The sequence below is a fragment of the Verrucomicrobiia bacterium genome (genome assembly GCA_036268055.1).
Taxonomy (GTDB): Bacteria; Verrucomicrobiota; Verrucomicrobiia; order Limisphaerales; family Pedosphaeraceae; genus DATAUW01.
Map to the genome: position 1 here is coordinate 1 of DATAUW010000033.1, position 17,409 is coordinate 17,409.

16 protein-coding genes are annotated in these 17,409 nt (G+C 55.4%); 4 read left to right on the forward strand and 12 right to left on the reverse strand.

From position 1 onward, the window contains the following. The 10 genes from VH413_17445 to VH413_17490 form a co-directional block, all read right to left on the reverse strand. A partial coding sequence (locus VH413_17445; protein ID HEX3800482.1) for a hypothetical protein occupies positions 1–234 on the reverse strand: 234 nt, incomplete at its 3' end. A 349-nt stretch (positions 235–583) separates the two neighbouring features. After that, positions 584–3,814: a CusA/CzcA family heavy metal efflux RND transporter gene (locus VH413_17450; protein HEX3800483.1), complete on the reverse strand. Its 3,231-nt coding sequence runs from the start codon at positions 3,812–3,814 to the stop codon at positions 584–586. A 17-nt stretch (positions 3,815–3,831) separates the two neighbouring features. After that, positions 3,832–5,085, reverse strand: coding sequence for an efflux RND transporter periplasmic adaptor subunit (locus tag VH413_17455; protein HEX3800484.1), 1,254 nt, complete (start codon positions 5,083–5,085; stop codon positions 3,832–3,834). Positions 5,086–5,127: 42 nt separating this feature from the next. Continuing rightward, on the reverse strand, positions 5,128–6,468 hold the full coding sequence (locus tag VH413_17460) for a TolC family protein (protein HEX3800485.1): 1,341 nt from the start codon (positions 6,466–6,468) through the stop codon (positions 5,128–5,130). A gap of 88 nt (positions 6,469–6,556) precedes the next feature. Next, positions 6,557–6,919: a hypothetical protein gene (locus VH413_17465; GenBank protein ID HEX3800486.1), complete on the reverse strand. Its 363-nt coding sequence runs from the start codon at positions 6,917–6,919 to the stop codon at positions 6,557–6,559. A 71-nt stretch (positions 6,920–6,990) separates the two neighbouring features. Then, a complete protein-coding gene (locus tag VH413_17470; protein ID HEX3800487.1) occupies positions 6,991–7,332 on the reverse strand; it encodes a DMT family protein in 342 nt (113 codons plus the stop codon). Between the two features lie 230 nt (positions 7,333–7,562). Continuing rightward, positions 7,563–8,957, reverse strand: coding sequence for a discoidin domain-containing protein (locus VH413_17475; GenBank protein HEX3800488.1), 1,395 nt, complete (start codon positions 8,955–8,957; stop codon positions 7,563–7,565). Between the two features lie 492 nt (positions 8,958–9,449). Next, positions 9,450–9,929 carry a roadblock/LC7 domain-containing protein gene (locus tag VH413_17480; protein HEX3800489.1) on the reverse strand — a complete coding sequence of 160 codons (480 nt, stop codon included), beginning with the start codon at positions 9,927–9,929 and terminating at the stop codon, positions 9,450–9,452. A 7-nt stretch (positions 9,930–9,936) separates the two neighbouring features. Then, a complete protein-coding gene (locus VH413_17485; GenBank protein ID HEX3800490.1) occupies positions 9,937–10,551 on the reverse strand; it encodes an ADP-ribosylation factor-like protein in 615 nt (204 codons plus the stop codon). A 5-nt stretch (positions 10,552–10,556) separates the two neighbouring features. Next, entirely contained in the window at positions 10,557–12,674 is a 2,118-nt protein-coding gene (locus tag VH413_17490; protein ID HEX3800491.1) for a roadblock/LC7 domain-containing protein, read from the reverse strand. A 572-nt stretch (positions 12,675–13,246) separates the two neighbouring features. Between VH413_17490 and VH413_17495 the strand changes: the two genes are divergently transcribed. The 3 genes from VH413_17495 to VH413_17505 are packed head-to-tail and all read left to right on the forward strand — an operon-like array spanning position 13,247 to position 15,006. Further along, positions 13,247–14,305: a response regulator gene (locus VH413_17495; GenBank protein HEX3800492.1), complete on the forward strand. Its 1,059-nt coding sequence runs from the start codon at positions 13,247–13,249 to the stop codon at positions 14,303–14,305. After that, on the forward strand, positions 14,293–14,589 hold the full coding sequence (locus VH413_17500; protein HEX3800493.1) for a hypothetical protein: 297 nt from the start codon (positions 14,293–14,295) through the stop codon (positions 14,587–14,589). Before VH413_17495 ends, VH413_17500 begins: the two co-directional genes overlap by 13 nt. 27 nt (positions 14,590–14,616) lie before the next feature. Beyond that, complete coding sequence (locus VH413_17505; protein HEX3800494.1) at positions 14,617–15,006, forward strand: hypothetical protein; 390 nt, start codon at positions 14,617–14,619, stop codon at positions 15,004–15,006. A 22-nt stretch (positions 15,007–15,028) separates the two neighbouring features. On the opposite strand, the gene VH413_17510 is transcribed toward VH413_17505, so the two are convergent. Further along, positions 15,029–15,205 (reverse strand): hypothetical protein, encoded by a 177-nt coding sequence (locus VH413_17510; GenBank protein HEX3800495.1) that lies wholly within the window; start codon positions 15,203–15,205, stop codon positions 15,029–15,031. Between VH413_17510 and VH413_17515 the strand changes: the two genes are divergently transcribed. Continuing rightward, positions 15,204–16,352 (forward strand): HD domain-containing phosphohydrolase, encoded by a 1,149-nt coding sequence (locus tag VH413_17515; protein HEX3800496.1) that lies wholly within the window; start codon positions 15,204–15,206, stop codon positions 16,350–16,352. The genes VH413_17510 and VH413_17515 overlap by 2 nt on opposite strands. 28 nt (positions 16,353–16,380) lie before the next feature. On the opposite strand, the gene VH413_17520 is transcribed toward VH413_17515, so the two are convergent. Then, positions 16,381–17,118, reverse strand: a complete 738-nt coding sequence (locus VH413_17520; GenBank protein ID HEX3800497.1) for a polyprenol monophosphomannose synthase — start codon at positions 17,116–17,118, stop codon at positions 16,381–16,383. Positions 17,119–17,409 lie beyond the last annotated feature (291 nt).

Below are 17,409 nucleotides of genomic sequence, written 5' to 3' on the forward strand. Positions count from 1 at the left end.
AGGTGCATCTACCATTTCCAACTGAACAAATCCGATTGCAGAAAGAACCGGAACAAAAGACTGTAGTAATGGCGTATCCTCCTGAATATTGAGGCCATCGGCATTCCCGTTGCCTATAACCGCAACCGGCCCCGTGGCCGACTGCTGGTCAAAAGTCAGCGTACCTTGGGCATGGATTTGAAATGAGCCAACAACAAGTATTGCGGCCAATAGAATTCCGAGGGTCATCTTCATAATGTCACTTCCTTTTATGTGTTCCAGCTACCTCCTACAACCAAGAGGGCGCACTTACTCGCGCCCTCTCTGGCACTTGGCATGCCCTCATAGAACGCTTTCGGCACGCCCAATTACGGGCGTGCTTCAAACGCTGTCTATGAGTTGAAACTGCCAAGTTTCGAGAGACAGCAGCCGAAGCCGCAAAATTATGTTTTTACGTTTACGCTATATTTTTTTACGATTCGTTTCGCATTTAAACCTTTCAGCAAACATTAGCAAGGCAAATTTAATTTAAATCATTTTTGGGCTGACTCGATGCGTTTATAGCAGCTTATAGTATTGAGCATGGGCGGAAAACCGTTTTGATTCAGGTGAAGTCGCTAAAGCTATTACTTGCCACCTCCCTTCTGCGCCATAAAAAATAAATCACCGGATAAAGCAACAACTCCAAAATCCCCGACGTAATCACCCCGCCAATCATCGGCGCCGCGATCCGCTTCATCACATCCGCCCCGCTTTGCGTCGTGGGCGACCACATGATCGGCAGCAACCCAAACAAAATCGCGCAAACCGTCATGATCTTTGGCCGAATGCGCTGCACTGCCCCTTCGATCACCGCCGCGTTCAAATCCGACATCGAATTCATGCGCCCGGCCGCGCGGAACTTCTCCCATGCCTGATCGAGATAAAGCAACATCACCACCCCGGTTTCCGCATCGAGGCCCGCCAGCGCAATCAACCCCACCCATACCGCCACGCTCAAGTTATAACCCAGTAAATATAAAAGCCAAAACGCGCCCACCAGCGAAAACGGCACCGCCAGCAACACAATCGCCGTTTTAACGACTGACTTGGTATTGATGTAGATAAGTAAAAAGATAATCAGCAGCGTGAACGGAACCACCGCCTTCAGCCGTTGTTCCGCATGCTTTAAATACTCAAACTGTCCCGCCCATTGGACATAATATCCCGGAGGAAACGAAACCGTTTCGTGAATCCGCTTCGACGCCGCCTTCACATAACCATCAATATCATCCGTGGTGACGTCCACAAAAACGAAACCCACCAACTGCCCATTCTCATTTCGTATGGAAGGCGGCCCGGTTCGATAACTGATGTCCGCCAGCATTGAAAGCGGGATTTGCGCAAGCCCCGGCGAGTTCGACGAAGCTTCAGAATTCTTCATCGGCAGCGGCACCAGCACGCGTTTGAGCGCATCCAGGTCTTCGCGAAAATCCCGCGCGTAACGCACATTGATCGGATAACGCTCACGACCCTCAATGACCGTGGAAATAGTTTTCCCACCAATGGCCGTTTCCACGATGTCATTCACATCGCCAACCGTCAGGCCGTAACGCGCCGCGGCCTCTCGATTCGGCGCGATGTCGAGAAAATACCCACCTGTCGCGCGCTCGGCAAAAACACTGCGCGTGTTTGGGAAATCGCTGAGCGACTTTTCAATTTGGACCGCCACTTCTTCTATTTTGCCAAGGTCAGGCCCAAAAACTTTAATGCCCAGTTTGGAGCGAAAACCGGTCGTCAACATTTCCGTGCGCGTCTGGATCGGCATCCAAAAAATATTGGCCATGCCCGGCGTCTTCACTTTTGCGTTCATCTCCGCCAGCAATTTTTCCCACGTCATACCCGCCGGCCACTCCTCGGTCGGCTTGAGTTTCACCACCGTCTCGAACATCGAAAGCGGCGCGGGATCAGTCGAAGTTTCCGCCTGACCCGCCTTGCCAAACACACTTTCTACTTCAGGAAATTGGCGCAATATCCGGTCCTGGATTTGCAGAATCCGCGTTGCTTCCTCAATGGAAACACCCGGAACCGCCGTCGGCATAAACAACAAATCTCCCTCGTTGAGCGGCGGCATAAATTCCGTGCCCAGTTTCTTGAGCGGATAAATCGTCGCCACCATGATCAGCAACGCCACAATCACTGTGACCCAGCGAAAACGCAGCACGAAATTCACGAACGGCCGATAGCACCAAATCAGGAAGCGATTCACCGGGTTCTTTTTCTCCGGCGTAATTTTTCCGCGAATGAAAAGCGTCATCAGCACTGGCACGAGCGTCGCGCCCAGCAGCGCGGCAAAAAACATGGAAAATGTTTTTGTAAACGCCAGCGGCTTGAACAATCGTCCCTCCTGCGCTCCGAGCGAGAACACCGGAATGAAACTCACCGTGATCACCAGCAGCGCGAAAAATAACGGACGCCCCACACTCTTCGCCGCCGCGATGATGACCTCGACGCGTTCCGCATTCGTGGGCTCGCGCCCCTTTTCTTCGCGGAAATGTTCGAGAAATTTGTGCGCATTCTCCACCATGATGATCGCGGAATCCACCATCGCCCCGATGGCAATCGCGATGCCCCCCAGCGACATGATGTTCGACGTCAGGTGCAGTTGAAACATCGGCAGAAAAGCCAGAATGATGGCGATGGGCAAGGTGATGATGGCCACCAACGCCGAACGGATGTGCCACAGAAACACCAGGCATACCAGCGCGACCACGATGCTTTCTTCAATCAGCTTTTCGCGCAACGTCGAGATCGAACGCCCGATAAGCTGGCTGCGATCATACGTCGTGACCACTTCCACACCCTCGGGCAGCGACGACTTGATTTCCTCCAACTTCTGTTTTACATCATCAACAACCCGCAACGCATTTTCGCCATACCGCATCACCACAATCCCGCCCACCGCCTCACCCTCGCCGTTCAACTCCACCACCCCGCGCCGCAAGTCCGGCCCCAAATGCACCGTGCCGACATTCTTCACCAACACTGGCGTTCCACCCTGCGTCTTGAGCGGAACATTTTCGATGTCGGCGATGCTCTTGATGTAACCTCGTCCACGCACATAATATTCCGTCGAACCCACTTCAAAAATCTTCCCCCCCACATCCCCATTCGACCGGCGAATCTGATCCACGACGTCATTGATCGGAATGCCATAAGCGAGCAGTTTATTCGGGTCGAGGTCCACCTGATATTCCTTCACGAACCCGCCCACCGGCGCGACCTCCGCCACACCCTTCACCGATTCAAGCGCATAACGCAAATGCCAGTCCTGAAACGAGCGAAGTTCGGCCAGATTATGTTTTCCCGTTTTATCAACCAGCGCGTATTCATAGACCCAACCCACTCCCGTTGCATCCGGCCCGATGACCGGATTGACACCTTCCGGCAAACTTCCGCGCACGGAATTCAAATACTCAATCACCCGCGACCGCGCCCAATAAATGTCCGTGCCATCCTCGAAAATCACATACACAAACGACTTGCCGAACATGGATTCGCCGCGAACAAATTTCACCTTCGGCGCCGCAATAAATTTCGTCGAAATCGGATACGTTATTTGATCCTCAACCAAATCCGGCGAACGCCCCTCCCAATCCGTGGAAATGATCACCTGCACATCACTCAAATCCGGCACGGCATCGAGCGGCGTCCGCATCAATGCCCAAACCCCGCCCGCCAGGCCAAACACAGTAAGGACGATCACGAGAAAAGCATTGCGCGCGCTGGCTTCAATAATCCGCTCCAGCAGAAACGGCTTGCGTTCGGGCGGCGTTGAGAATGGTGGAGTATCCATAAGCGTATTGATTTTGCTCACCACGATTTCAATGCGCCCTGCACCTTGGCTTCCGCATCAATCAGAAAATTCGCGCTCGTCACAACGCGCTCACCTTCCTTCACGCCAGATTTCACTTCATAGAAGTCGCCGTATTTCCGTCCCAATTCTACAAAACGCGGCTCCAACCGTCCTCCGCCTTTATCCACAAAAATAATATTATGCCTCCCCGTCGGCAAAACCGCCGGGACCGGAATCCCCACGCCCTCACCCATATCCATCGCCAACTCCGCGTCCACATACATATCCGGCTGCAATTTAAAGTCGGCATTCTCCACATCAATTCGCACTCGGCCCGTGCGCAGATCGTCATTGATGAACGGGTCAACCACCGAAATCTTGCCGTTGAATTTTTCCCCCGGATAGGAGCCGGTTGTGATGGTGATGGGCAGACCCTTCTTCAGCATGGGCAATTCGTCCTGATAAAACTGTGCCCACACCCACACCACGGATAAATCCGCTATATCCACGAGATGATCACCAACCGTCACACTGCGGCCCTGATCCACGCCGAGAGTTTGCATCACTCCCTTGAAAGGCGAACGCAGCGTCAACAGTTCGGTCGGCTGGCGGGTCTTTTCGAGCAGCGCGATTTGATCGTCGGAAATGTTCCAAAGGCGAAGCCGTTGCTTTGCCGATTCGACAAGCTGCTCAGTGCTTTCGAGCACGGCGCGATTATTTTTGCCTTCGGCATCATCTCGTGACCTGAGCAAGTCCGCGAATTCATTTTGCGTGGTGAGCAAGTCGGGGCTGTAAATCGTCAGCAACGGCGCATCCTTTTCAACCTGTTCACCGCGCGAAAAGACGAACAGTTCCTTTACGTACCCACCGACCCGCGCGACATAATCCCAATGCCGCTGCTTGTCATAAGCGACCATGCCAACGACCCTGATGCTGTTCGTAAACCTCCGCTTCTCAATCGCCGCATAGGTGACGCCGATTTGTTGCTGCCGCTCGATCGGAACGCTGAACTCGCTGGGCTTGGCTTCTTCGTTCATGGCGGTCGGCGCATTGCTCATACTCATGCCCGCCGCGCCTTTTTTCATCACCGGAACCAAGTCCATTGAGCAAATCGGACACTTGCCATGCGGGTCTTGTGACCTCACTGAGGGGTGCATGGTGCAAGTGTAATAATCCACATCATCCGGTTTCACGGCGTCGCTATCTTTTTTGCAGGACATGACACCCACCAGCAGGACAAGGCTCAGCAATCCCAAGACGCACCGATTCACCGCCCTGATTTTTAAAATGGAATTTTGCATGGGAAATATTTTTTAATGGTTTGCGTGATGGGGAATAAGTTCAGGCTCATTTGCCAGCGGAACCAGCGCATCGAAGCCATCCAGCCCCGTCCACAGCAGCAAATCGGCGAGCGTTTGATATTGTGCGGCAATTGACCGCGCCGCCATCAGTTGCGCGTCCAATGCGTCACGGTGAGCGTCGAGAACTTCGCGCAAAGCAACCCGGCCGGTTTCCCAGGCCGCGAGTTTGTCCGCCAGCGCCTGCCTCGCGCGAACGGCAATTTCATTTTGATAAAGCAGCGCTTTGCGCCGCGCGGCGTCGAGATCAACGGTCAGATGGTGCAGTTCCTCCTGCACTATCAAAGTTTGATTTTCACGATCTTGTTCAGCGGCCCTTTGCGTTTCCCTTTCGCGCTCATAGTCCTTGCGATACTTGCTTTCATTCAACCACGGCAGCGAAAAACTCACCGTGAACGCTCCCTGGCGGAATCCGCCATCACCCGAATACTGCCAACCTTGAACCCCAAGACCGACGTCGGGCAACCGGGTCCGGCGGGTTAACTCTGCGGATGCCCTGGCTTGTTGAACTTCTCCTTCCAGGATTTTAAGTTCCGGCTCATTGGTCAAGCCAAGCGCGATGAGTTTGGCGCTGTACGGCACGGTCGGCGCGACGGCCGGCAACTGTAGCAACGGCCACGCCGAGGTAGCCTCGCGGTTGAGCAGGCGATTCAAAGCGAACCAGCCGTGATGCAGTTCAAGCTGGTCGGTAAGAAGTTCATCCGTTCGGAGCGCCACCTCATTTTGGAGCTGCAGCGCGTCTCCGGCGTCGGTTTGTCCCGCGCGATATTTTGCTTCCACCGCCTGCGCTGTGGCTTTAAGCCAGGTCAAATCCTGTTCATCCACGTCCACGACCCGTTCGGCCAAAGCCGTCGCGGCGAGCGCTTTGATAAGATCGCGGCGCACTTGCTGGAAATGAAAATCCGTTTCCGCTTCGCGGGTCGAAATTTTGGAGGAAGCCACCTTGCGGTTTAAGTCCGGCATGCCCCACAGCGGCAATTTCTGTTGCACACCGTAAACCAGATCGCCGTTCTCACTCGTCGCAAATCCTTGCGCGCTGAAAACATTCACCCCGAAACTGGCCGTGGGATCCTCCCAGCTACGAATGGCCTCCGCATTGAGAGCCGCCGCGCGGGCGCGAGAATCGCTCGCTTTAAGCGCCGGATTGTTCGTCCGAGCCTCCTCAACCAGCCGGTTGATGAAGCCGGGAAAAATGAGCACGCTGTTACTCGCCGCATTTATTGGCAAACTATTGTCCTGCGCCGACGCAGTCAAAACACCGCTGCAAACTACCGCAATGATCGTCGAAATCTTCATACACTGCTCCTGCTGGAAAAAATTAAATCGGTAAAAAGGAAAACCGTGCGCCGCGTTTGGGCACACTAAGGGCGGGGAAGGAAATACCTCAGATCAGGTAACTGCAATTCCGTTGAAAAAGTGGAATTGCGCAAGGAGAAGCTGCTAAAAAATTTTGAGGCCAAGGCTTGGCCTCTGCCACAGCGTCGAATCCGGGCAGAACGATGACATCCGAAATAAACGGTTCCAAATGCACCTGAAAAGCAACCGAAGCCGGCGCGATTGGATAAGCAGAGTCCGTTGAAGCCTTGCAACAAGCGGTATTGGAGCAGTTCCTACAACCGGCCGCACAGCATTTACGCGCCACCTGCGCTGCCGGCGAACCATTCAAACTCGCCGCCGACGCTCCCTGCCACGACACCGCCAGTGCCAGAAAAAGCGCCAACACGACTTTATATAATTTCGCCGCCATAGAATCTGCCGCGAAGAACCTACTCGTTTTTTTCCCAAAAGCGAGCGCTCTTTCGCATCAATGAATTCTCCTCAAGCCGTCTTCTTAAACGCGAACGCAAAAAACGCCGCCACGCCCAAAAAAACAAACGCCACCAGATAATTCCACGCCAGCCGCTCCTTCAAAAACGTCAGCGCAAAAACGATGAACACCGAAAGCGTCACCACCTCCTGGATGAGCTTCAGTTGAAACCCCGAGAACTCCCCAAACCCCAGCCGATTCGCCGGAACCGCCAGGCAATATTCCAGTAACGCAATCCCCCACGAAACAATGATCGCCTTCCACAGCGGCCAATCGTGGCCATATTTCAAATGACCATACCACGCGAACGTCATGAAAATATTCGAGCAAGTGAGCAGGAGAACAGTTCGCATAAATAAGATTTGATTTTAGGCAATTTGTTTTTCGTTTTGAAAACTCAATTTTGCCCGCTCGCGCCAAACCGCGCACTCACAAAATTCCAAAAAGAATCTCTGCCGCGCGTAAATCATACATCGTAAACCCCAACCACATTTCCTCCTTTCCCATTCCCCTTTGTTTCCCGCCCAAAGTCGGCACGGCGACAAAAAATGCCGCATAAACACTTTGCGTGAGGCGAAAGAAATTAATCCCCATAAATTTCAAACTCCCATAACGAATATCCGTACCTGCTCCCGCGCACCGTTCCGTACATCCGCACATAACGTCCATTGCCTGACAATTTCGTCAAATCATTCACCCCGCCCGTTCCATTCGTCGTGCCATAAATTGTCGTCCACGCGCTGCCATCGGCCGACGTCTGGATCTCATAGGCCTCTGCGTAGGCAGTTTCCCAATTAAGCTTTACCCGCGTTACCGGCCGCGACCGCCCCAGGTCCACGCAAATCCATTGCGGGTCCGCGTGCTCCGAAGACCATCGGGTGCCCGTATTTCCATCCACGGCATTTGTTGCCGGGCAATTATCCGTTGTGGATGACGCCGTCACCGGCCGATTCAAAGCCAGGTTCGTCTGTGCTCTCGGAATCGTGCTTACGGCCTCGCCGTAAGGACTCTTACCTGAAATATTTTCCGCCGACACCTTGTAAAAATAACTTCTGCCGTTCGCCAATCCCCGATCCGTAAATTTCACCTCCAACTGGTTCGTCGCGATCACCACATAATCCGCGTCGTTCTCACTCCGCTCGATATTATACTTCGCCAACCCGCGCACCCGCGCCCAATTCAAAGTCACCGTTGCATTGCCCGCCGAAGCCGACAGATTTTTCGGAATCCCCGGCGTCAGCGGAGCCGGCGCCTTTTGCCCCGTCAGGGCTTGATAAACCGTCTGCGCGATCCGCAACGCTCCATCGTCGTTGGGATGCACCCCATCTACATAATCCGACGCCGCCAGGCTTTTCGTCGCCGCATTCACATCAATCACCTCGCAACCCGTCTCCCGCGCAATCTGCTTTTGCACCGGCACAACTTCTCCGCTTACCACCGCCTCGGTGATTCCAAAAGCCCCCGGTCCTTTCACCGTCGCGCAAGTGCTCAAATAAATTTTGGGATGCGATGGCAACAATTTGAAGAACCGGATCATCTCCTGGCAATCATCCGCGAATGAATCTTTATGAATCCAATTTTGTGGTTTTGAATCGTTCGCTCCCAGCGCGATAATCACCACGTCCGGCGTCCAGTTGCTGCTATGCGATAACGCCCACGAATTCCAATACGGCGAATCTCCCGTCTTCAACATGGTCGCACCCGGCAATCCATAATTTTGGATCGTATAAGCGCCCCCAAGCATTCGCGCTAACTGGCTCGGCCAGCTATTGTCCCCCATCGTTCCCGAACCGTAGGTAATGCTGTCACCCATGCACGCCAGTTTGATTGGCTTTGGCGTGCCATAAATCTGAAACGCATCAATCACCCCCGGTGCCGCGGACTGCGTCGCAATTTTTATCGCATGTTTCCCCGGCGCTAGATCCATTGCGCTGAAAAGGACCTGTTGCCCCTTCACTTCGCCGCCGGCTGGGTTCACATTTGTCTTCAATATGCCGTCCAAATAAACCGCCACCGCACCGGCGCTTCCACGTGGCGCAATATAATCAATCCCTGTCCCCGTAAATTCATAAGTCGCCGCGCCTCCCACCGTCGGACAATAATGGATGTCATCGCAATAATCCCCCATTCCGCGCGGACCGCTAGGAAACCATCCTGCGTCATAGTTGATTAAGGGGTCGCTGTCATTGATTAAAAATCCCGCCGCGCAAAATCCATTGGAAAACCCTTCCGCAAATAAAATCAGGATCAGCAGGACCCGTAATAATTCTGGATGTTTGAAAAGTACGCGCGTTTGCCCCGTTGTCACCGTCTTTTGGAAATGCATTTGCGCCACAGTGCGCCATCCTCTTGCTTTAAACCATTAGTTAAACCGTATCCCCGAAATAGGAAATGCTGTCGAAGTGGACCCCACAAAACAATTCTCCTCCTACCTCTCCGCGCCTCCGCGTCTCCGCGGTAAAAACCATCTCTACATCGTCTTCCGAAACAGCGCCGACGTATCCGCCATGTTCAACACCGAAAGATCCAGTCCCGCGCCCGGGTCGCGTTCCTTCGCCGTCTTGAGTTGGCGCGAAACTTTCGGCGTCGCGCCGATGGCAAAATATTTCACCGCGCCCACGCTCACCGACGCCTTGAAGATCAGCACGAGCAAACAAAATTCATCCACGTTCATCACCAGCATGCTGAACTTTTCGCCCTGCTGATAAACGCTGTCGAAATTTTCCTCATGCACCAGGTTCGCGATCGTCTGGTTCGCGAGAAACGCGCCGGAAGCCAGCGCCGCGATCGTCGTCAAGTCAAACTGCTGTTCTTCCCCGCGATAAGTAATGAGGAACCCGCCCTTGTCAATCACCAGCGCCGTCGTCGCTTCACTGTTCGACAACAAATCATGAAGGACGCGATCCAGTTGCTGGATGTCCTCTTCGATGAGTTGAGGCAGCGTGACCATGAAATAATCAGGCTGGCTGATTGGCTCCCTGGCTGATGAATTTATTGAGCAACATGCGCGTGATCATGTTGAGCGATTCAAAGACTCCCTCGCACTTGTGCGCGACCGACGGGAACGACGGCACTTGCACATCGCGATTGTTCAGCAAAAATTCCATGTAATCCACCGGCGCGACATTCGGCAAATCCTGCTTGTTATATTGCAGCACGTAAGGAATGTCCGCGAGGTTCAGCTTGAGCGTGCGCAAATTTTCCTCGAGATTGGAAAAACTCTCCACGTTCTCGGCCATCTTTTCGTACTGCGAATCCGCCACGAACACGATGCCATCCACGCCGCGCAAAACGAGCTGCCGCGTGGTGTTGTAAATCACCTGGCCGGGGACCGTGTAAAGCTGGAACTTCGTTTTAAATCCCTTGATGGACATCGCCTCGATCGGAAGAAAATCGAAAAACAGCGTGCGGTCTGAACTCGTCGCGAGCGAGACCAGTTTGCCTTTGTTGCCCGCGGCGGTTTGCACGTGGTCATGGACCTGCACGAGATTCGTCGTCTTGCCACCCATGGCCGGACCGTAATACACGATCTTGACCTGGAGTTCCTTGGTTGCCTGATTGATTATGGCCATAAAAATTATTTTGCCTTGCGGTCGAGTTCCGCGGCTATGCCCGCCAGCGCGGCGGTCGGCAGCGCCTCACCCGGGCGTCCGAATGCCGCAAAGTAAATCGCGCCCACCTTGAAAATTTTCCACGGAATCGCGCCCACGGTGAAATTCAAATTGTTCAAATCGCCCAGGCGCAGTTCCTTCGTGCATTGCGTCACGCGGCTGAAGATCTGCGGCAGAAACGCCGCCACCGTGTCCGCATTCATGCTGCTCGGGATCTGGCTCGCCACGAGCAACCCATCCGGCAGTGCGATCAACGCGCCATCCACACCATCCAGCGCGGCCGCCTTGCTCACGATTTCATTCGGCGTCGCGTAACGCACCAAAAATGCCGTGCCCGGCGAAGGGCCTTTTTTCACCACCGGCGCTGGTTCTTCGGGTTGTCCCTCAGCCACTTTGCGGCCGTAATAATTCGTATCCGACGTTTTGATCGTGGGTGCGACCGGAGTCGGAGCCGGACTGGCTGACACGACGCTCGGCATGGCCGGCACGGGTTCACCGGCGGCGCGATTGGAAAAGAGATCGGGAATATTCGTGTCAATCGCCACTTTCTTTTGCGCCTTGCTGCCTTTTAATTCAGCCAGGAAAAGCGGCGCGACAATCTTCAGCGGCAATTCAACCACCACCGCGTCATTCGGCGAACTCGAAGCGATGACCGGCGGCTTGATCCACGAACGGAAAATCCGCCACGGCAGCGCAATCCGTCCCTGCTTCATCGCAAGTTCGATGACGCCAAAAGGCAGCAACGCCGTCGAGTGAACGACATTCAGCGCGGCCATTTCCTGCTGCACTGCGTCGGGCCATGCGGCGGAAATATCCGAAATTAAAACCGTGAGAAAACGCGTCTCAGCGGGGGTGGCCGGCGCGGCCACCGGAGCGGGCGGCGGCGGTGTAAAGCGAATCGGCTCTGGCTCGGGTTCCGGCTCGGGAGCGATGGGCGTGATCGGCGCAACCGGAGCCGCCGCGCGCGGCGGTTCAGGCATCGCGATCGGCGAAGGTGGAACCATCGGCGCAACCGGCGCAGGTGCTGGCGTCGGCGCAATCGGACTATAAACCGGGCGCAACGCCGCTGGCGGTGCGATGGGCGCGGGAGCGGGAGTCGGTGCCGCAGGGGCCAACGGCTGAGCCGCAGGCTTGCGGAAAAATTGTGGTTCGGTGTCCGACTTGGTCGCGGGAGCAATCGGCGAAATCGGCGCGGCCATTGGCTGGGGCGCGGACTTGCGGAAAAACTGCGGTTCCGTGTCTGACTTGCCCGAAGGCGTCACGGGCGCGGCTACGGATTGCGGTGCGGACTTGCGGAAAAATTGTTGTTCGACTTCCGGCAGCGGGGCGGCCAGCGGCGACATCGGGCGCGCCGACACGGGCGATGGCGCGGATGGAAATGGCATTGGCCGTGGCGCGGGCGCAGGCGCAACCGGAGGCGCTGAGTAAGCGGGCGGCGCGTAAGCCGGTGCGGGAGCGGGCGACGGAGCAACCGGCGTCTGCGTAGGCACTGAAGCTCCGACCGCTTGCGCGCCGGAACCTGGCTTCATCGTCGAAGTCGAAAAAGTGATGTTCGCATGGCCGCCACCGAACGGGCCGGTGACTTCCGGCGGAATGGAAACTTGTTTTTGCGACGGGCGGCGCGAAAGCAATCCCGGCGTCAACCGCGCCAGAATTTCCTGCAAAGGAATCTCCACCGGACTGCGGTCGCGATCAGTGTCGTTGGTAAAAGTTCCAGCGGGAGAAAGCTGGCGCAATTCTCCGAAAGAAATTTTCACCGCACCCTGCGAAATTTGCGAAAGGATTTTTTGCGTCGGCACCGAAACGAAAGCATCACCCACGTCCGACTGGCGAACCATTTGCATCAACTCGGGCGAAAACTTGGCGACGATGGCGCGCAACGGAACTGGGAACGCGACTGGAGCATTCGCAGGAACAGCAACGGGCCGCGGTGCGGCGGGCGCTTCGGGACGGGTCGCGGGACGTGACTGAGCCGCGCGCGCGGTGGCTAATGCCGGGGCCGATGCAGGCGCGCGCAGTTGGCTCGAAGAGTCAACTGCACTATCAGCACGCTTGCCAAATATCTTTTTAAATGTGCTGAACATTTGACCTGAGTGTATTTTTGACAGTGCCGTAATGCTTCGTCGACATAAAAAAATGGCCGGCTAGGCCGCCCGCAGGTTCGTCCTGAGCCAGTCGGGCCAATACGAACGCGGTTTTTTCCAGAGTAAACATCATGTGCCCCAATCATCATTCTGACCCGGGCAACGAACAGTAGGCAGGATTTATGCCATTGGAAGCTTCCTACAGTTCGCGCAAGTTTCGTCGCTGACGCTTGAAACTGAAAACTTGAAACTTCACCGCGCACATCCCCCACCCTGCGCGTAAAAATAAACCCAAAGAAACAATCTCTTCCAGCCTCTTTCCCCATTCCTTCCCGTGTCCCATGACTGGACTGGGTGTCTTGTAATCCTCGTCCAAATCCACTTTTCCCGGCGTTCTGTCCCGGGATGCACGCTGCAGCCGCGCAGCCGCAGCCTAAATCAAAAAAAATGAACCTTGGCACGAATCAGGAACGCTAACTGCTAAATGTACCGCCGAACAACGGACTCACGATTTGTCCGTCCCGGCATATTGCCGATTTGAAAAACGAATTTTTTGCACGACCGACGCCATTATGCGACCAAGAATCCTCCTATTGGATGATGATAAGGATTTGCTGGAGTTGTATCGCGAGATCCTCTCCCAGTTGCCGAGCCGTCCGGAGATTTTCACCTCCTCGACCGGCGCGCGCGCCATAGCCATGCTCGCCGCCGAGTCGTTCACGCTCCTGGTCACGGATTTGAACATGCCCAAGATGGACGGCCTCCAGGTCCTTTCCATCGTCCGCAAAAAATTTCCCGACCTGCGCACCGTCGTCCTCACTTCCGTCGTTGACGAACAATTCCGCTCGCGCGTTTATAGTCTCGGCGTGGATTTGTTCTGGCAAAAGCCCGGCTCCGGCGAGGAGATCAAACATTTTCTCGATTGCCTCGAATCCCTGATCGGCCGCGAATCCCAAAGCGGCTTCCGCGGCGTCCACAGCAAAAGCCTCGTGGACATCATCCAACTGGAATGTCTCTCCCAAAACTCCACCGTCCTCAAAATCACCAACGGCCCGCTCGTCGGTCGCATCTGGGTGCAGGGCGGCGAAGTGACCGATGCCGTCACCGATGACCTTGGCGGCGAACAAGCGTTTCATCGCATCCTCTCGTGGAGAGCGGGAAACTTCGAAGCCCTCCCCGCCGAGCCGAATCATCCCCGCACGATTTACAGTCCCTATCAAGGTTTGCTCCTCGAGACCGCGCAGGCGCATGACGAAAATCATGCCCAGCATCATCTCGAAGCCGCGCCTTCGCAAGCCGAACCCGGCCCGCTCGGCCAGATGTCCCGCGTCCCCGGCGTGGAATTCGTTCTCGTGCTCAAGCCCGGCGGCGAACCCGCCTTTGAATCTCGCGGCCTCGAGAATCCGCAACCCGTCGCCGATTGGAGCCGCGACACCCTCGAACAATTTCGCGCGCTCGGCGAACGCCTTCAGGCCGGCCCGCTCCAGCAGTTGGAAGGCCTCGGCCCGCAAGGCCACGTCGCCCTCGCGCATCACCACGACACGGATTTCTGCGTCGGCTGGAACCAGGACCTCACTTCCGGCCAAATCCAGGAATCAATGAAAAAAACTCTCGCACTATGGGTATCCTGAACTTTTTCGGCAAACCCGCCGCCGCGCTCCTGCCGCTCCCGCGCGGCAGCTTCACCGTGGACCGCGAAGGCCGCGTGCTCGCCTCCACCCTGCCCCAGGCTTTCCCATCCGAATACGCCGAGGACATCGCCCAGGAAGTGTTGAAAGTTTTTCAGACCGCGCAAACCGCGCGCATCACCCTGCGCGAAGTCATCATCCGCTACTCCAATCTGAAACTGACCGCCCGCGAGTTGCGTGGCGGCGCCATCATCTTTCTCGTGCCGCAAACCAGCCTGTCCAGCTAACCCTTCACGCCTATGCAACAAAAACAAATGCACCAGCTCATTCAGCAGTTGGAGAACTACACCGAGTGCTGGAAGCAATTCAACCATTTCGTCAACATCGCGCGCGCCAAGAATTTCGGCCCCGAGGAGGAAGGCCAATTCCTCGAAGTCAAGACCGTCATCGTGCAGCAACTCGAGTTGATCCTCTCGGTCATCGAGTCCGGCACGCCGACCAAGGAGGAAGTCCTCGCCCTCGTCGGCGCCGCGCCCTCGCTCCGCTACCTTGGCGAACTCAACGACAGCGCCCTGCGCAATCTCGAGAGCCAATGGCACAAGCTCTACATCAACTGGCACTCCGTCCTCGGCCAGTTAAAAGTCCAGCAACGCGCCCTCGAATCCCGCTCCATGCTCGGCGCGCTCTTCGAAAAGAAAAAATAGCCTTCGCTCTTTTCGTTCCATTTCACAAAACCACCCGGCAATAAATTGCCGGGTTTTTTTTTGCCAAACCATCGCCCGGCGGCGGCGCATTATTTTTCTCACCGCTATTGTAACTGGGGCGCAGACCGGCGATAAAGGGGCTGTGATCACCGGCTGCATCAAGGAACCGAAAGCTGATCGTTATAATCCAGAAAGCCATGAAGAAAATTTTATTGGTTGATGACGAACAAATGTTGCTGGACGCCCTCCGGCTGTCGTTGCGCAAACAATTTCCGATCGAAACCGCCTGCGGCCCCATTGCCGGGCTCGCGGCCTTAAAAAATTGGCAGGATTTTTCCGTCGTGGTCAGTGACATGCGGATGCCCGAAATGACCGGCGTCGAATTTCTTGCCAAGGTCAAGGAATTCGCCCCCGACGTCGTGCGCATTATGCTCACCGCCAATATTGACCAGGGAACCGCCATCCAGGCCGTCAATGAAGGCAATGTTTTCCGTTTCCTTAATAAACCCTGCACCGTCGAGGAATTAACCGCGGCGATCAACGCCGGGATTCGCCAATATCAGTTGATCACGGCTGAACACGATTTGCTCGAAAATACTCTCCGTGGCAGCGTAAAAATCCTGACGGAAATTCTCGCCTTGGCGGATTCCACCGCCTTTGGCCATGCGGAAAAGGTTCGCGACGAAGTGCGCGGACTTTGCGCCGCGCTGAAAATCGAGAATTCGTGGGAACTGGAAGTGGCGGCTTTGCTTTCGCACATCGGTTTCATGACCATCCCGGCGGAAACCATTCTGAAGTTTCGCTCCGGCAAAACCCTTACTGCCCCCGAGACCGAATTGTTCCGGCAAATCCCGGCGATGAGCGGACGCCTGCTTTCGCAAATATCCCGGCTCGAAGGGGTCTCGAAAATCCTGACCTATCAAGGCAAACATTTTGATGGCACGGGTGAACCTGCCGATTCCGTGCGCGGAACGGCCCTGCCGCAGGGCGCGCGAATGCTCAAATTCCTCTACGATCTGGTCGAACTCGAAACCGAGGGAACCAGCCGTTCCGCCGCCCTCGCTCTCATGCGCACCCGCGCCGGCTGGTACGATCCCGCCATTCTTGCCGCCTACGATTTGCCGGAAGGCCAAAGACCCGGCGCACAAAGCGCTCCGTCAAAACCCGCATTAGAGATTGATTTTTCACAGTTGCGGGTGGGCCATGTTCTGTGCGCGGATGTGCTGACCAAAGACGGAACCTTGATCGTTATTTCCGGCAATCGGATCACGCCGACGTTGATGGAGCGCCTCCGAAACTTCAATGGCCTGTCCGGCATCAGTGAACCCATTCTTATCGAAGGCTGATCCGCCTCCAACCCAAACTCATCAAAAACTATTTCGCTGGCTTCACTCGCGGACTGCGGCGCAAGCCATTCTGGAAAAGCAAACTCCAAACCATCCAAAGCGCTTCCCGCACGATCTTGCTCGACATCTTCGACGTGCCGTGAAAGCGGTCGGTGAAAATGATCGGGACTTCCTCCACGCGCATTCCCTGGCGCCAGATCTTGTGTGTCAATTCAATCTGGAAACTGTAACCGTTTGATTTGATGGCGTTGATGTCAATGGATTCCAGCGCGCCGCGGCGAAAACATTTGAACCCGCCCGTCGGATCGGTGAACGGCATGCCCGTGATCAGCTTCACATATTCCGCCGCCGTGGTGCTCAGCATAAGCCGGCGCAACGGCCAGTTGATGACGCGGATGCCGTTTTTGTAACGCGAGCCGAGCACCAGGTCGGCGGTCTGCGCGGCTTCGAGAAATTTCGGGATGTCGTCGGGATTGTGGGAAAAATCACCATCCATCTCCATGATGAGGTCGTAACCGTGTTCGAGCGCCCAGGTAAAACCGGCGCAATACGCGCGGCCAAGGCCATTTTTTTGCGCGCGATGCAGCACATGGATTTGCGGATGTTTCGCGGCCAGTTCGTCGGCGAGTTTGCCGGTTCCGTCAGGCGAATTATCGTCCACGACCAGGAGTTCAACGGCCACCGGCAGGCCCAGGAGCTTTTGCGCGAGCAGCGGAAGGTTCTCGCGCTCATTATAAGTCGGCACTATTACCAGCGTTTTGTTCATTAGAGAAAGACGCCAAACCATCGGCTAACTTCACGCCGAAAACAAGCGGTTTTCTGAACCAAGATGGCGAAGGGGCACATCCGCACCCTGCCCGTCAGACGCAAGGCGAGATTGTGGAACTATACTTATAGTCCCGCCGAGACAACTGATATCCTGGCGCATGGTAGGGCTGCGCTGCCGCACTAGTGTCCAGCTATATCTATTGGAACTGGAATGACTTCTGGTTTTCCGGATAAGAGTTGTTTGAATGGTTTTGCGGGATTTGTTGTGCAAATAGTTCCGCAGCAGGTA

Bases quoted from the DNA above. Each gene is read 5' to 3' on its own strand.
- VH413_17450 (HEX3800483.1), bottom strand. From the start codon at position 3,814: ATGGATACTCCACCATTCTCAACGCCGCCCGAACGCAAGCCGTTTCTG.
- VH413_17460 (HEX3800485.1), bottom strand. From the start codon at position 6,468: ATGAAGATTTCGACGATCATTGCGGTAGTTTGCAGCGGTGTTTTGACT.
- VH413_17465 (HEX3800486.1), bottom strand. From the start codon at position 6,919: ATGGCGGCGAAATTATATAAAGTCGTGTTGGCGCTTTTTCTGGCACTG.
- VH413_17470 (HEX3800487.1), bottom strand. From the start codon at position 7,332: ATGCGAACTGTTCTCCTGCTCACTTGCTCGAATATTTTCATGACGTTC.
- VH413_17480 (HEX3800489.1), bottom strand. From the start codon at position 9,929: ATGGTCACGCTGCCTCAACTCATCGAAGAGGACATCCAGCAACTGGAT.
- VH413_17485 (HEX3800490.1), bottom strand. From the start codon at position 10,551: ATGGCCATAATCAATCAGGCAACCAAGGAACTCCAGGTCAAGATCGTG.
- VH413_17490 (HEX3800491.1), bottom strand. From the start codon at position 12,674: ATGTTCAGCACATTTAAAAAGATATTTGGCAAGCGTGCTGATAGTGCA.
- VH413_17495 (HEX3800492.1), top strand. From the start codon at position 13,247: ATGCGACCAAGAATCCTCCTATTGGATGATGATAAGGATTTGCTGGAG.
- VH413_17500 (HEX3800493.1), top strand. From the start codon at position 14,293: ATGGGTATCCTGAACTTTTTCGGCAAACCCGCCGCCGCGCTCCTGCCG.
- VH413_17505 (HEX3800494.1), top strand. From the start codon at position 14,617: ATGCACCAGCTCATTCAGCAGTTGGAGAACTACACCGAGTGCTGGAAG.
- VH413_17515 (HEX3800496.1), top strand. From the start codon at position 15,204: ATGAAGAAAATTTTATTGGTTGATGACGAACAAATGTTGCTGGACGCC.
- VH413_17510 (HEX3800495.1), bottom strand. From the start codon at position 15,205: ATGGCTTTCTGGATTATAACGATCAGCTTTCGGTTCCTTGATGCAGCC.
- VH413_17520 (HEX3800497.1), bottom strand. From the start codon at position 17,118: ATGAACAAAACGCTGGTAATAGTGCCGACTTATAATGAGCGCGAGAAC.